9 protein-coding genes and 2 pseudogenes are annotated in these 15,493 nt (G+C 56.0%); 6 read left to right on the top strand and 5 right to left on the bottom strand.

Translation table 11 applies throughout. The annotated features are described in order from the left end of the window. The first annotated feature begins 324 nt into the window (after positions 1 to 324). The 5 genes and pseudogenes from WS45_RS27975 to WS45_RS36605 all read left to right on the top strand — a co-directional run bounded on the left by WS45_RS27975 (position 325) and on the right by WS45_RS36605 (position 7,283). A complete protein-coding gene (locus tag WS45_RS27975) occupies positions 325 to 1,122 on the top strand; it encodes a DUF3050 domain-containing protein (RefSeq protein WP_059532901.1) in 798 nt (265 codons plus the stop codon). A gap of 2,196 nt (positions 1,123 to 3,318) precedes the next feature. Next, a pseudogene (locus WS45_RS34235) lies at positions 3,319 to 4,331 on the top strand (IS110 family transposase). A gap of 832 nt (positions 4,332 to 5,163) precedes the next feature. Next, positions 5,164 to 5,430 carry a hypothetical protein gene (locus WS45_RS35365; protein WP_156437309.1) on the top strand — a complete coding sequence of 89 codons (267 nt, stop codon included), beginning with the start codon at positions 5,164 to 5,166 and terminating at the stop codon, positions 5,428 to 5,430. Positions 5,431 to 6,468: 1,038 nt separating this feature from the next. Continuing rightward, positions 6,469 to 6,786: a hypothetical protein gene (locus WS45_RS35360; protein ID WP_156437308.1), complete on the top strand. Its 318-nt coding sequence runs from the start codon at positions 6,469 to 6,471 to the stop codon at positions 6,784 to 6,786. Positions 6,787 to 6,902: 116 nt separating this feature from the next. Beyond that, a complete protein-coding gene (locus tag WS45_RS36605) occupies positions 6,903 to 7,283 on the top strand; it encodes an IS3 family transposase (protein WP_156437307.1) in 381 nt (126 codons plus the stop codon). Between the two features lie 398 nt (positions 7,284 to 7,681). Here the strand turns inward: WS45_RS36605 and WS45_RS35355 are convergent, their stop codons facing one another. Beyond that, positions 7,682 to 8,443, bottom strand: a complete 762-nt coding sequence (locus WS45_RS35355; protein WP_156437306.1) for a hypothetical protein — start codon at positions 8,441 to 8,443, stop codon at positions 7,682 to 7,684. 256 nt (positions 8,444 to 8,699) lie between these two features. Next, positions 8,700 to 9,315: pseudogene (locus tag WS45_RS34225) on the bottom strand (IS110 family transposase); the annotation flags it as partial. A gap of 1,243 nt (positions 9,316 to 10,558) precedes the next feature. On the opposite strand from WS45_RS34225, the gene WS45_RS27955 reads away from it, so the two are divergent. Then, positions 10,559 to 11,766, top strand: a protein-coding gene (locus tag WS45_RS27955) for an IS3 family transposase (protein ID WP_156437313.1) whose coding sequence is annotated in 2 segments (ribosomal slippage) — positions 10,559 to 10,865 and positions 10,865 to 11,766 — 1,209 coding nt in all. Because the reading frame shifts where the segments join, the coding sequence is not laid out codon by codon here. A gap of 414 nt (positions 11,767 to 12,180) precedes the next feature. Here the strand turns inward: WS45_RS27955 and WS45_RS34220 are convergent. Genes WS45_RS34220 through WS45_RS27940 form a run of 3 tightly spaced genes read right to left on the bottom strand, consistent with a single transcriptional unit; the run spans position 12,181 to position 15,195 of the window. Next, positions 12,181 to 12,699 carry a TniQ family protein gene (locus WS45_RS34220; RefSeq protein ID WP_082722049.1) on the bottom strand — a complete coding sequence of 173 codons (519 nt, stop codon included), beginning with the start codon at positions 12,697 to 12,699 and terminating at the stop codon, positions 12,181 to 12,183. Continuing rightward, positions 12,686 to 13,558 (bottom strand): TniB family NTP-binding protein, encoded by an 873-nt coding sequence (locus WS45_RS27945; protein WP_059702678.1) that lies wholly within the window; start codon positions 13,556 to 13,558, stop codon positions 12,686 to 12,688. Before WS45_RS27945 ends, WS45_RS34220 begins: the two co-directional genes overlap by 14 nt. Positions 13,559 to 13,566: 8 nt before the next feature. After that, positions 13,567 to 15,195, bottom strand: coding sequence for a Mu transposase C-terminal domain-containing protein (locus WS45_RS27940; protein WP_059702659.1), 1,629 nt, complete (start codon positions 15,193 to 15,195; stop codon positions 13,567 to 13,569). Positions 15,196 to 15,493: the final 298 nt, after the last annotated feature.

Here is a 15,493-nt window from a genome sequence, read left to right as displayed (position 1 = left end):
CACCAGCCGCGGATCCCGCCAGCGACTGTAGTCGAGCGATCATTCTACGCGCCGCCTTAACCCCTTGATTCCGCCACCAGCCGCCCTTGGGGCACCCCATTGACAGCCACTCGCGGCAAACCTGTCGGCTCTGACAGCTTGTCAATGCACGGCCAATAATTTATCGTCCGCCTTCCTAAATAATCATATCTACGTGCCGATCACTGTTTTAGTCGACCGGCCAGATTTCATCGTCGTCACTTGTCCTGCTTCAATACAAGGTGTACGTTGCTCCGCCCCTTAATCTCTAGCCCCGAGCTTGTCCAATCTTTTTCGATCGACACCATGGAGAATTTCGAGGCCCGATTGTCCACCATTGAAACGGCGATTGCCATGCAACGCCGCCTGTTGGTCAATCATCCCGTTTTTAACGCCATCCAGTCTCACCCTGATTTACGGACCTTTATGGAATGGCATGTGTATGCAGTTTGGGATTTCATGTCGCTTCTCAAACGGCTACAGAACGATTTGACCTGCGTGTCCGTCCCCTGGATACCCGCCTGCAGCGGTAACACGACCCGCCTGATCAACGAAATCGTCCTTGGAGAAGAATGCGACCACACCCCACTTGGTTTCATGAGTCACTTTGATCTCTATATGCACGCCATGCGTGATATCGGTGCATCACCCTCCCGCATTCAACACTTTATCAAGCTGGTTCGCGCCGGCGTTGATGTCAACAATGCATTGATCCGCGTCGAGGCCCCGTTGCCAATTCAAACGTTCGTCAATACCACCCTTCGAACATGCGAGGAAAATTCGACGCACGAAGTCCTCGGCGCATTTCTCTTCGGCCGGGAGGACATCATTCCCGACATGTTCCGCACGCTGCTGGACCGCTGGCGAGTCGACCATCAACAGATTCCCCTGCTCAACTACTATTTGAGGCGCCACATCCAGGTCGATGACGCGGAGCATGGTCCAGCCGCACGCACCCTGATTCAAGACGTCACGGGAGGCGAACCGCACAAACTGGAAGCCACCCTCAAGGCCGGCTTCATTGCTGTCACCGCACGAATCAAATTGTGGGATGCACTCAATGCCCATCTTCGCGCTCAACCAAGTGCCGTCCCGCCTGGCTAAGGTATCGGCAACGTACCCTCCGCCATTCAGCGTCGCGTCGACGGACGTTGATTTGGCTCGAATGAAACTGGGCGGCTGATCGGGGAGGTTGAATTGCGTCAGCCAACACGTACCCTGCGGAAAAAATAGGGAAACCCGGGCAGTCGGCATCGATACAGCAGCGCCGTTCGTCGATGGATGCTTGGGACATTGGGAATCTGCTGCCCGCCCAAACCTCGCCAGCTGGATAGATCCGCCCAGCTGGCGAGCATGACAGTTCACCCGCTGGGCCCCGTTGGAATGACGTCGCCGCGCAGGCCACCGGCCGCCGTTCGATCAGTTCACGCGCGTCTGCCACCCACCTAAACCTACGCTCGTTTCCCCCCGACCTCGCCTGCCCCAGCATCGCCGCGGCAATACCAAACGGGTTTAATCGCGCCCCTCCATCCTCCTCGCACTGCCTGAGGTGTCGAATTCAATCCGTTCTCCGTTTTCGCGCATCGCTTTTTCAACAATAACGTATTGGGCCCGATATCCCGGCATGGTTACACTGGTTCTTTGCATGGACGGATTCTGCAAGCGAGTCGATAGACGATCGACAACAATTCACCTTGGTTAAAGGAGGAACTACCATGACGATCCGGGCACTTCCCAAAATCCCACCTGTGGCCAAGAGAGCCGTCCAAAGCACCCCACTGCGCCCTCCCCTCTCTCGCTCGAAAGCTGTCAACGGGTTCTGTCTCTCCAGTGCGCTGCACCTAAAAAATACCTGCGTTGGAATCGGCAGCTCACCTCGCATCATGGGCAGCGCAATGCCTCAGACTCCTATCGGTCGCGCATTGCGTTGGCATGATCGTGTCACACAAATGTCCCAGTCTGTATCTCGCCGACCTATCGCCAAGGGGCTCGTCAGCATTGGAGCACCGGCATCGGTCGGGACGACGTCCGTATCCGGCCAGATCAATTCCTACAAAGTGTTCGACACGCCGACGGAGGTCCGTAACGTAAAAAAGAAGATCGACAGGTTTGAAAACAAGGGCGCGTCAAGTCTCTTCTGACCGCAATTCGAACACGGAGCAGGCATATATCGTCGTGGCCTCCCGACATTCGGTATCTGATAGGAGTCCAAGCGATCATTACCTTTATGTATCTACGGGTAGATTTTCGTGTTGATGCAAATTGGAACGTACAATTGGCTGACGTGGCGGCACCGCATTCATGGTCATATTGCCGGCCGGCAAGCACTGCTTTTTGCTTTGCGCGAACCGTCAACGAATTCCTCTCGCCCACTTCCCGCCACAGTCCGCGCCCATTAGTGCGTATCTGCTGAGCTCCCGCTTCACCTTGACGGTTACCCAGGACACCTACCAGAACGTCGTGCACAGCACAGGAAACAAATCCGACACTTCAGGCGCGGTCAGTATTTAGCCAACCTACGGTTGTGCTCCGATGCCCCCATCACCCAGGTATTGGGTATCACTATTGATCGCTTTCGCCATCATAAAAGCTATCGCCAGCATGACTGCTCTGCGGACAAAATCCATCCCTTTCTCTGCGCGATCACCTCATCGAAGTTGATCATCCGGACGGCCCCCTTGATCAGCTCTCGATCAAGCGGGTCGATCGGTAACACACCGTATGGTGGAAAGGATTTCTAGTCCGAGCACGGTCGATGCCTTATGCTTCGTGCGCGGTCAGCAGTCCCTGCTCCGACGCTGCTTGCCCGCGAGTATCTGCCCCCCGGAAAAATCAGCCGCTTCCGATGCGCATTCACCATTTTTCCGATTTCGCCAGCCCAATCGTCATCATAGAATGATTCTCGCTGACGGCTTGCTAAGTGGCGTTCCCCGTCAGCAACTGTAGTTGGAGACTGCAGTTGGCGCCGCTCTTTACGGGCGGCGCCCCTTCTCCATTTTTCACCGATCGTTGCCTGCTCATCTGCCGATTTCCGTCCCCGTTGGTTTTTGGGTCGCGCAAAGAAATGCCATATGACAGCGCGCGAGCAGAATCATCATCTTGCCACCTGCTTTCAGATGATTCCGATAGCATACCGAATCAGACCTGCGACTATCGGTTCGTGAATGTCGTTCTTCCGATCACGCCCTTTCGATCTCTCAGGAAAGTCCGGCCACCCAGCGGGAGCAGCTAATGAGATGGTCACCCCCACCCAACATGCGCGTTACGCAGTAGGGTGTTCTCTTTTCTGGAGAGGCCATCATGCAAAACGTGACGCTGGCTGGAATTGACCGCGGCAAGCACTTATTTCACCTTCATGGACAGGACGGGCACGGCAAGGCTGTGTTTCGCAACAAGGTGAGCCGCAAGTAGCTTGTAGCGTTTTTCGCCAGTTTCCATGTCTGCAAAGTAGTGGTGGAGGCTTTTGCCGGTGCGCACCACATGACCTGCAAGCTGGCAGTGCTCGGGCATCAGGTCAAACTCTTCTCCCCGCAGTTCGTGTTGCCCTTCGTCAAGAGTAGCAAAGAATGGCTTCTTCGATGCCGAAGCGATCTGCTAGGCAGCGTCGCGCCCTGCTATGCGGTTCGTAACGCCGAAGACGCAAGCGCAACAAACACTATCCGCCCTGCACCGCGCCCGCGATTCGCTGGTGCGTGACCACACGAACACTAGCAACCAGATGCGCGGCTTCCTGCTGGGATTCGGCATCAGCCTGCCGGTCGGCCACGCCGTCATCACACGCTTGCCGATCGTGCTTGCTGAGCATGCCTTGCTTCCACGCCTAGTCGCAATCCTCGACCGCGTACATAGCCATTTCAAGTAACTTGCCGGACAGATCAGCGAGATCGATAAGGAGATGTCGCGTCAGCTGGCCGATGATGAGATCGGTCATCGTCTGGCGTCGGTCCAGCCACGGCAAACGTACTGGCCGCCGAAATGGGCGATGGCAAGCAGTACGGCAGTAGTCGAGACTTCGCCGCGTCGGTCGGGTTAATGCCACGTCAGTACAGCACCGGGGGCAGAGCCAATCTGTTCGGCATAGGCAAGAGGGAAATAAGAATACCCGGCGCCTGCTCGTGCAGTGTGCCCGGGCCTACATACAGCGGCTCACCCGGCAGACCGGCCCGCTCGCCACCTGGGCACACCATGCTGACACGACGGCATTCAAACGGCGTGTGGCCTGCTCACTGGTGAACAAACTGGCGCGCACAGCGTGGGCGCTAGCAACCCGCAACACCGTATTCGACGCGGGATCGGTGGCCGTGCCGGCCTGACCAACGGATTCTGTATCCGCTCTACCGAAGTCCACCCACCTGGTTTTGCGATTGCTGAAATTTGATGACGTGAACGGCACAACGGCCTGAAAAGCACCCTGACGTAAAAATTGGCTCTCGAAGCCGTGCGGCTTTTCAGGATTGTCAGGCGCGACTCTCATCATGGCGCAGGGAGACATCCCCACAACAACGCCGGACAGATTTAGGCAAGCCAACCACAGCGTCAAAAATCAGTTGTGCAAAAATGGGGATGGCCATAGATTTTAGAGGCTCCTTACTCCTGTCCAACGCCCCGTCCCTCCTCGCAATGGTTGTTGGTTGGCAACGCGCGCCATCACTCGGGACACATCTTGCACAATCCTCACCCGTCGCACCTTCATCTTCCCGCCCATCACATTAGCGATCGATGACAATGAGTCACGCTCGATGACGCGCATTTCGAGTTCGCTCGCCAGGTCAGGAGGATTACGATCAGAACACGGCGGTAGCCGCCGGTCACACGACGGCCAACAAGGACATCAAGCTCCGAGCTTGAACCATTTTCGATCGTCAACGATATCGCAAATATCATTAATGATTCTCAGTAGTGGAATTCAACCAACCATAAGGAACCCCCACCCACGTTTGGAGGGCGCCTCGACGACTGCCATCGTGTCGACAAGGTTTGCCCTTCGTATATTTTTTACAAAATTCTCATCAAGGCCTCTACGTTGCCATTAATTATACCTCCATTCAAAAATCGCTCACGAATCAGCCACTGCATATGATGAAAGACAGAACTCTATGTAGAATAGCATCATTGTTAAATAGATTACTGTATAAAAGGACTCGCATGGACATTTACGATCAAGCTGACGATATCAGCAACGAACTCACCGCCATCCTTGTTGCGCACCATCTCGCCCTCGAAGAACTGGTCAATGACCTCGCCGCTCGCAATCTCATCAGCAAACCCGCGTATTGCAGCCGTCTCGACAAAATCGCCATGACGATGCCATCCCTGATTCCTGGTCGACAAACCATTGCCGATCATGTTAGGCAAATTGCCAGAGCCATTCGCGAATCTCAACCGGAACATCCGTTTCCAAGCGTTCAGTAGTTGACCCGAACTCAGCACGTGGAACATCGACACCGGCGAACGCCTCGAAGGGAGAAGCAGTTCGAAAAATTACGCATCAATCTCCACTCAAAATCGATATTTCACCTTCACTTTTATGGTGTACATCGCATGATGTATAGAAGGCGGCCTTGAATCTCACGCTTGCGCTATGCAATCCTCGTAGGAACGCAATCTCCATTACCGAGTTTCGGCGTAGACACACGCATTCTCACCGCTGTACGGCCGTCTACAACAACGTCCCCGTGTCAGGAATCGGCCCTCCTATCGCCCAATCAGCGACAATCGCCACTGTTCATCGGCTGTCTAATAAAAATTCTGGCCATGTCGTCGTCCATCACGCAGCACCGGAAAGCACCGACGCCCTACTTTACCCTCAGACCGGTCGCGTGGGCAGGCACTGGAGTCCACACCTCATGCGTCGGTGCCAACAAGCTGCGTGGTTGGAAAGGCAATGTTTGCACGCCGTATCGCCAACCGCCCGCCGCATTGCCGCCATGCATACGCGCGACACCGATGACCGCCCTACTCGCTTTCTAGACACCTCTCCCGGCAAAGCTGGGCCAGCCGAAACCTCCAGGCCCTCGCCTTCCTCCAAAGAAAGCGAGTGGGGTAAATGCCTCCGAGAAAGGAGATTATCGAGTTTCACCTCACGCAAATCCCATATGCATGAACGTCACAATGGATTCACGGTCAAAATTGCATTGCAACCTGCAATCAAGGGACATGGCCTCGCATATCGAACAATTCGTGCGACAAAACCCAGCTCTTTAGGGTAGTGGCATACCCAGGCTGATGCGCAAATCTTGACAATCAATGTTCAACCCATATCACAATGTCGATTAATCCGCTAGCAAATTCCCCCCCATTAAGAGCAGTTGATTCCGCTTCCGTCGGTTGCGCATGATCAGCGTCGCCAATGACTCGAGTGAGTCGCGGGGGAGCTCGAAGCACGACTTCAGTCGGTAATCGCCGATGCGCCGTGCCATCTTTTCAATATGGAACAAGGATCACACTGTCATGAACTTCATCAACCGCGCGATCTTGCACGTCAGAGCACATGCATTCAATCATTCGACGGCATATGCAAGACTCGCCTTGTACCGCGGCAAGCCAGGTCAAATGGCGACAGCATTGAGTCATATCGCCAATAAAACATTCGCACGAACCGGAAATTACGAGACACTTCACCACCCCGGCAACGCATGGCATCCGAGGGATAGATACTATGGCCTACTAGAAGATAGACTCATAAAAATATTAACAAGCAATCCTACCCACTACCATCCTTGCTCTCCACAAATTCCCGAAAACGCAGCAGAAGATACCGCGCTCTGACTCCCGGTTCCCGGAATAGGTTCATGACTCAATTCACGATCGACCAGCTTCACTGGAGTTCCCATGATTTCGTAGGCAGTCGATAACCAACTGGCACTCGAACATTGTGCGAGGTCATGTGTGTCACTCCGCGCGGCTACTACGCTTGGTTGCAAATACCGATTTCTGATCGTACGCAGGAATTTTCACGTTTCCTGCGTTTGATTCGCGCATCCTTCAAGGCCAGTCACGGAATTTACGGAGCGCCCCGAATTCTTCAAGATCTGAGGGAGGCCGGAGAAACGTGCAACAAGCATCGCGTTGGCCGCCTGATGCGAGAAAACAACATCATGTCGCAACATGGCTATCGGACGCGGCACTACGCCGCTGGCAAGCCATCCGTGTTGGCGCCGAATCTCGTTAAACGCAACTTCGATGTTGGGCTGGCAAACAAGATCTGGGTGACGGACATCACGTATAGTACGCCCAACCAGCGTAGCCCGCCCGTATGGAGGTGAGTTGCTTGAGCCTGCTTGGAATGCAGGCTCCGGAGGAGTTGACGTTGCAGTACCGGAGCGTGCCCCCTCTGCTGCCAGAGGAAGTAAGCCGAATCGGCAGTGACTGGCCGACACTGGCAAGGTGACGTAGTCCGTGGGAAACGGGGCTTGCGGCGAAGCGGTTACGCCAAGACGAGCCGCCAAGCTGAGCATAGGACAAAATAAAAAACACCGTACGAGGCGGTCATAAGCTAAAAAAACGGCGTAGACGAGGTTCAGGTCAATCGCAGTGTCAACTGCATTCGTTGATCAATTCAATTATTTGAAAACGGAAATCTCCAAATTGACTCTCCAATCGTCGAGCTAAGCGCAACCACCAATCCCAAGATTCATCATTAAATTGTATGCTCGAATACGATTCAAAAGTATTGAGAAATTCCTCCAATTGAACCGCCTCGCACCACCGGATAGATGAAGGCGACGATGTCCCTCAACTCCGTTCGAGCTTGTATGGAACAAATCCCGAGTTCCCCTGCGATCGCGGCCGCTGATTCACCGCGTAGTGCCATTTTCACCCCTGACGTATTGATTGCCTTCCGCTCCAGTGCCAACCGCGCCGACTCGCTCCAGATTCCATGCTCGAGCGCAACCGTCTTACACGATTCTCCACGAGCCACGCGCTCGCCCGCCGGTCCGTCGATTACGCCTTTTTGCAACTCCAATTGAGCCTGGAACAATTCGGCCTTCGAAACCACGTTCCCTGTAGTCTCAGGATAGATCGGCCAGATTCCGTGGTCCCACGCAACTTCACTGCAGCGCGCACCACCTTTCGCACGTGCTTGTGCGATTTCAGCCGCTAGTTCCAGTGACGTACCCGCCACCGTCGCATTACGCAACGCTTCTCCAGCAAGCCGCACCAGATTTCGTTTGACAGGCTCAGGTATTTCGCGCCCGCTAATCTTTACCGCTACCCGGGTAAGATCGTCACGCAGCCTAATACGCCCCCAACTATTTAGCTGGACCGCCGCATTTCGTCGATCTTCGACCCGCATTGGCATTAAGCTCTGTTGGCAAGCAACTTCAACGATCTGTCGTCGAATCGATAAAATATCGGCAAGCGGACTACCCCCTCGAATTGTAGCTGCAGCCCTCAATGGTACGGATCGCGCAATAGGGTCCATATCTGCCTCCTCCGTCGGTCCGCGAAAACTTTACTTTCTCGCGATTCACTGAGCATTGCTATTCAAATGCGATCATGGTCCAAAACTCTGCATTCGTCACCACAATATGGTCTTTGCTCAGTAACTCTCGACAATTTGGCACCCCGCTCTACTGGAACTGGCGAACCATCTGCGGCCAGCGTCGGCGACTCATACGATAATGCGCTGACCGAGACGAGCAACGGGCTGTACAAGGCCGAATCGTCAGTAACCGTCAACCGAGAGAATCATCGGTGAGCTGCCCTTCGAGTGCCTTCTCTATAGCGCGAATCTGCTCTGTAAGATATTTGAAGCGCTCATGCAAACGGTCAAGGATCGCGCCGAGGCGCGGCGGCAGTCGATACTCGGCGAGTACCGCAGGCAAGCGCTTCACAACAGCGTGGCCGACGGGGAGGCTGATTCCGAATTCAAGTAGGAATCCACCATGCATCTGGTTGGTCGTGCACACCCGATCGCAAACCGGAGCTTGGCGAACTCGATGGGGCGCGGAAAGTGTCGGCTGGAATTCCGTCTTGGGTGTCACAAACCGCATCGATGGTCGTGACGCACGCTTCGCATATAGCCTCGGCATCAACGAAGTCGTTTTTGTTGCACTTGACGAACGGGCGTACGAATTGCGGAGAGATCAGCTTGACGGCGTTTCCGAACTCGCTGAGCTTACGTGCCATCCAATGCGCACCTGCGCAGGCCTCCATGACAGCAGTACAAGGATGGAACGCGGCGAAGAACTCAAGCAGCTGCTTCCGCGATACCTTCTTGCGAAACACGACTTTGCCTACGCGATCCTGCCCATGCAGATGGAAAGAATGCTTGCCCAAATCAATCCCAATCATCGTGACGTTGTCCCTGGCAATGACCTCCCGAGGAAAGGTCTCAGCAGCCTACTCGCTGCGAGGTGGGGTGACCATCCCATTACAGCCCTTTTCGCTCTTTTTTGAAACATCTTCTAAGCCTCGTGCAGCTTAATGATGGCCCCGCCGCCCCACGAACGGGGGCGCGTGCCAAGGTGATCAATATCCGATAGCGCGGTACGCGCAACCGCTCGATAGTGCAGCCATCGACAATGGAGGCGTCCATGTTACCCATAGGCGGTGCTTCAGTATCTAATATCGATCTCAAGAAGGTTTGCAGGTTAGCCATAGAGCACGCTGAGCCTGGAGCGGATCAGGTCCGCGCAGATATTGTCAAAATCGCTTGCAGTGTGGACCAGTTTCCGAAAGCGATGCGCTCGGAAACATTACCGCTGTCTCCAGATGAGACGAATTGCGTCAAGCTACGGGGGGCTGATGACCTTGTCCGCGTCGCGACATGGATCGATGAAAGCAAGACACCTTACGTAAAAGGGGGCGCACTTGTGCGCGCGGCTGCGGACAATTTACGAAAGGCGACATCGGAAAATTCGTCTCTTGAGCTCGCGATGGTGATTGCGACGGCCCGCGTGATACGCGGTACGTCTTGTCGGCTAGTCGCAGTGGAACACGGTATTCCTGAAACTCCGGTAGCTTCGGACTCTCCATATTCTCCGTGCTCGCCTCGAGAGCTCTTGGAGTTCGCTGTGGCTGCCGGTCCGACTCCCAGCATCGCGCGCGACCGCGTGCGCAATGGTGAGTCGTGTGATGTGATCGCAACGGAGTTGGGTTTGCAAAGTGAGAAGGCGCGTACGGCACTGGAACGTTATGCTATTTCGAATCGTGGGCCAGCGTTGGCGCAGAGTGGAAAATCAAGGGATGAGGTTATCGAGTCGTTGGGCGTGCGCACTGCCGAAGGCAAGAGGATGATAGAAGAAATGATTGGTAGCCACTTGCGAACGACGAAATTGACACAAGTCGAGTTAGTCGCTGTCCACCGACCACGATAGCCCCTTTCTTTGCACTTTCAACCCGGCTTCGGCCGGGTTGTTTCGTTTGCGTCCGCCTCGTGCAGCCATTTTTGTTTTTTGAATCCAGAGATGGATCGACCATCGTTCCGGTGCGCGACGCAACTGGAGCAGCCCCCTGAAACGCCGGACACAGTCACCCACTTACAATAACGGGTAGGCATACGACTGTGTTTTTGACTAACACCAAGCAAGAAGTGATGGAAGTATTGACGGGACCCGAGCGCCGGCGGCGGTGGTCGGTAGAAGAAAAAGTGTCGATGGTCAGAGAGACCTTCGAGCCGGGCAAGACGGTTTCGATGGTGGCGCGCCTGTACGGCGTGAATCCGAATCAGCTGTTTCATTGGCGCAAGCTCTACCAGGACGGCAGCCTCTCGGCAGTCAGTGCTGGCGAAGAAGTTGTGCCGGCGTCGGAACTGAGCGATGCCCTCAAGCAAATCCGTGAGCTTCAGCGACTGCTCGGCAAAAAGACCATGGAAAACGAAATTCTTCGTGAGGCGGTGGAGGTGGCGAAGTCGCGAAAATGGATTGCGCGCTCACCCTCATTGCCGGGGGACGAGCAGTGAAGCAGGTCTGCGACGTTCTCGGTGTAGCGCGCTCGAACATGGCGGCAAGGCTTGCAAGGCCGGCAGATTGGCTGGATGGACGTAGTGCCAGGAAGACGGACGATGCCGGACTGGTGGAAGAGATTCGGCAGACCGTCGCTGAGCTGCCGAGCTACGGCTACCGCCGCGTTTGGGGCATGTTGCGCCGCGAGCGGGAGCGCCGGGGTATCGCTCCCGTGAACGCCAAACGCGTGTATCGGGTGATGCGCGTTCACGGCTTGCTGCTACAACGCCGGCCCTCTCCACCACGGCCGCAGCGTCGGCACGATGGCAAGGTCGCAGTGGCTAAGAGCAACCAGCGCTGGTGTTCTGACGGCTTCGAGTTTCGTTGCGACAACGGCGAACCGCTGCGCGTCACGTTCGCTCTAGATTGCTGTGACCGGGAAGCGTTGAGCTGGGCGGCAACGACTGGCGGCCACAGCGGCGACGTGGTGCGTGATGTCATGTTGGCAGCCGTTGAGAACCGCTTTGGCAACGTCCTGAAGGCGCCGACGGAAATCGAATGGCTGACGGACAACGGCTCGGGCTATACGGCGGAAAAGACCCGGGTCTTCGCGTCTGGCATTGGCCTGAAGCCATTGACCACACCTGTCTGCAGCCCGCAAAGTAACGGCATGGCAGAAAGCTTCGTGAAGACGATGAAGCGTGACTACGTGGCGTTCATGCCCAAGCCAGACGCCGCGAGCGCAGCGCGCAATCTCGCTATCGCGTTCGAGCATTACAACGAGAAGCATCCGCATAGCGCGTTGAGGTATCGCTCTCCACGTGAGTTCAGGCGAACCTTGGCCCGGGAGGGAATCTGATGCAACCTGATGTGGTACTACGTCTCCGCCTCAGAACCACGGCCGAAGGGGGACGAAATGGGCCGGTGTCCATAAATCCGGGCATGCACTTCGGTTGCCCGCTGGTTATCGACGGCCAATACTTCGATTGCCGCTGGTTGGTGGACGGTCGAGCTCTCGAACTTGGTCACGAACACGATGTACCGGTAAAGTTTCTGTCCTTCGCCCTGGTTGCCCCACTTCTGGCAGTCGGGAAAGAAATCCAGATGTGGGAGGGCGGGGTCTTCGCAGATGGCGTCATTACGGACATCTGTCGAACACCTGATTCGCAACATTGATGAGTTCGTTCTGGCGCGTGTCCGGAGATACAGGGGCAAATCCAGCAACTGTCCGTGTTGAGGCTCGCTAATTATGCTACTGGGTACGCTAATTCTGCTAATAGCGCCTGTACCATGGTGTTTCGGAGAGGCGTTGTCGATGTTTGCTCACACAATGAAGGAGCCGCTCCATGTTCCGTGTTCGTCGCAGAATCGATGTGGGAACGTACTCTAGATCCGTCCCATGCTCGTCGCAGACGGTAATCCCCGGCTCGAGCCAACGTCTCTTCCAGCGCGGAGCTGTGACATCAACTGGATTGAGCACCAGACACCGGAAGCAATACGGGAGGTGCGGACGATCTACCATCCAGTCGGGAGGTGTTTGAATTCGCGTGAGCCGATCGACGTCCAGGCGTCCGAGCGCGGCTAGTGCTCGGAGTGTGCTTTCAGGTATGGGAGGAAACAAGATCCACCCGGCGTTGTTCAAGGTGGGGAACGTTCCGAGTTGGTTGATATCCCATGCCTGGATAACGTTAAGCTGATAACGACTGGCAATACGCCCAAACCAGCTCCCGAACGCTTCTTCGTCGAACGGACGGGGGGTGACAGGCCAAGGACGCAGATTACTGGGAAGCACAGGTCGGCACCTGTTCAAGATGATGAAGCTTGATTGCTTCGTCTCCGCTTCGAATCGCGAGTTCAGCTGCAGCGTTCAGGATGCGGGAGATTTCCCCGGTGAGTCCGGCACTCGCGGCCAGAACATATTGCGCGGTTTCGCGTTGCGCAAGACCAGATGGGCGGCGCAGGGGCAATATCCGTTCGAATGCCGAGAGCAGCCGGCGAAACGTTTCACTTTCCCGCCAGCGCGGTATCTCAAACGGCGTGAAGCGGCTGACCATCTGAGCGTCGCTCTGCAGGGAGAGTATCGCATCCTCGGTCCCGACGAGCACGATGCTTGCGCGCAGGTCGTTGGCAAGGAATTTCAGGAGATTCAGGGCGGCACGCTGTTCCCGGTAGGTACCGGCGAGAAGATGATGAATCTCGTCAACGATGAGCATGCTGGGGGCCATCCGTCGCAGCAAGTCTCGAGCGAGTCGTTCGAGGACAGCGAGGCTCGCGGCGGGGTTATGCGGGGCACCAAGCTCGAACAGCAAGGCCGAGTAGAATCGGTGTTGGTCAGGCGTCGGCGGCATCTGCATCGAGATGATCGGGCGCATTTCGACACCGAGTCGCTCGTCGAATTCGTCAGGATGCGCGCGGCGGAATTTAGCGATGATCTGAGTTTTGCCGATATTGGAGTCGCCGTGCAGCAAAAGGCAGGGCATGCGCTCGCGTCGTGGTGTCGCCAGTAGGCGCTCGAGACTGTCCAGTGCCTGCGTGGCGCGTGGATAGTCGATCCAACGATCGCGCAACAGCGACTGAATACGAATTTGCGCGTCGAGTTGAGCCTGCGCTCGGATTGCTGGCAGTAGGTGTCCAAATGGTGTGCTCTTCAAGATGGACCTCACCATAGCTCAGCGTCGTAAGCTGGCGCTGGTTTGCTGTAGTCGACGGATTCAGTCTGCTGGATGGAGATTGCTGGTTCGGGCCTGAGAATGAACGGTTGAGGTATCGTTCGCAACGCATGATGCTTCGGTCGTGACTTCTGAATCTTTGCATGACGTGTGTCACGTTGTGCCTGCGCGATCAAACTGCGCTGCTCTTCGATCGCGCGAAAAATCATCGATTCCGAGATCCGTTTCTGCCCCTGATCACGCAAATGCCGGACGGCCGTTCGCTGTTCGCGCAGCGAGATTGGCGGGTGCCGTAAATCGGCAAACCGGACCTCGATAAATGATTTGTCGGGGACGCTGATGAAGATTCGCGAGAGGTCTTCAGGGTGATAGCGAATCGTGACTGCTCGCCGGTCCAGTCGCCATGCGGAGAAGACCGGATGCCAGTAGCGCAGATGGAACAGGGTGAGTCCGTCGGACTGAATCGTTCTCCTGACGACAGGAAGGAACTGCAACAGGAATTTCCATTGTGCTTCTGGCGTGTCAAGTGGAGTCCGTGCTGCCGCGGCGCCGTTCAGGGCAGTCCACCTGCTGGCTGGCGTCGCACCATGCAACCCACGGTGTGCGCTCTGGTGGTAGCGCTGTCCGATTTCCAAGGCCAGCCATTGTTCGAACTCGTGGAGCGTCAGGGCCGCGTGTTCTTCCGGCGAGCGAGCTTTGCGGCCTTTCGGAGAGGAGCCTGTTGTCCCAGGCAGACCGTGAACCCGCTCCATGAGCGTGCGGTTCAAGCGCTCAATGTGGCCGCCGAAATGAGGCCGGCCGACCGGACGATACATGAGATCGATACCGTATTCCGAACAGCCCGTCCGTAATGCCCGGCTTTTGAATTCAGCCGCGTTATCCAGATGCAGGACCTTCGGCACGCCGTGCATCGGCCAGTCGACGACCGGTATACCCAAGCTTTCCAGCCACGCGGATTTGGGCAGTGCTACACGTGTGAGCAGCAGCGCGACGGTGGATGCCCCAGGGCGCTCCATACCGACATGGAAACCCACCACGCAACGGGTGGCGACGTCGATCGCCAGAGATAGCCAAGGGCGGCCGATTGGACGACGCGACAGCGTATCTACGATCAGAACGTCCGCCTGTGTGTGATCGACCTGTACAACATCCATCGGGTTTTCCACAACGAAGTTCCCGGGCGGCTTGGTGGGATGTGCCAGGTTCTCGGCCTCGCGATGCGCGGCCCATCGACGGGAGACGGTACGGCGGCCGGGGGGAGTCACGCCTATTTCGCAACACCGGCGTTGGATCTCGAGTGTGAGGTCGGCCAGCGGATGAGCCAGCAGTCGCTGACCAGGAAGCCAGTGGGTAAGCACTTCGTCGATGATCATTTCGGCTCGGCTACCCAGGCGGCGGCTGCCGACCTTGGGGCCGCGTTCGCGAGGCTTGACCGCGCTGGCAACGGGATCTGCCAGAAACCGCTTTCGCAGGCGGTAGACCGTTGTCCAGTGTACGTCGAGCAATTTTGCTGCCTGCAGCGCCTGAGTTTTCGAAAGTGGCCGGGTTCCAAGCGGACGGAGTAGGTCAGCAATGATCGTCTCACGGTCGCGGACTGCACTTTCGGTGATCTTGGGCATGACGATTCACATGTCAGTCTGATCGACCTACATTAGTACAATCAACGAACCCGTGAGAAGCATTGGCAGAAATAGTGAACGGCGATCATCGATGTGTTGCATGAGAGCAACAGCCGGATTGGTCGCGCGACACTCATATTGTCCAATGAAATCAACGAAATAGCGGATATTCGATTAGCAAAATTAACGCGCCCGAGTAGCAGAATTAACGAGCCTCAACAGTCCGACCCGCTCGTCAATCGATGGTTTGCGCACATCGTTGCGGTGGCCGACGCATTCGCGATCAACACGCAGGTAC

The organism is Burkholderia sp. RF2-non_BP3, assembly GCF_001522185.1.
GTDB lineage: Bacteria > Pseudomonadota > Gammaproteobacteria > Burkholderiales > Burkholderiaceae > Burkholderia > Burkholderia diffusa.
The sequence above is the reverse complement of the archived record's forward strand: the minus strand, read 5'-3'. Positions and strand labels throughout refer to the sequence as shown.

Bases quoted from the DNA above. Each gene is read 5' to 3' on its own strand.
- WS45_RS27975 (WP_059532901.1), top strand. From the start codon at position 325: ATGGAGAATTTCGAGGCCCGATTGTCCACCATTGAAACGGCGATTGCC.
- WS45_RS35365 (WP_156437309.1), top strand. From the start codon at position 5,164: ATGGACATTTACGATCAAGCTGACGATATCAGCAACGAACTCACCGCC.
- WS45_RS35360 (WP_156437308.1), top strand. From the start codon at position 6,469: ATGAACTTCATCAACCGCGCGATCTTGCACGTCAGAGCACATGCATTC.
- WS45_RS36605 (WP_156437307.1), top strand. From the start codon at position 6,903: ATGTGTGTCACTCCGCGCGGCTACTACGCTTGGTTGCAAATACCGATT.
- WS45_RS35355 (WP_156437306.1), bottom strand. From the start codon at position 8,443: ATGGACCCTATTGCGCGATCCGTACCATTGAGGGCTGCAGCTACAATT.
- WS45_RS27940 (WP_059702659.1), bottom strand. From the start codon at position 15,195: ATGCCCAAGATCACCGAAAGTGCAGTCCGCGACCGTGAGACGATCATT.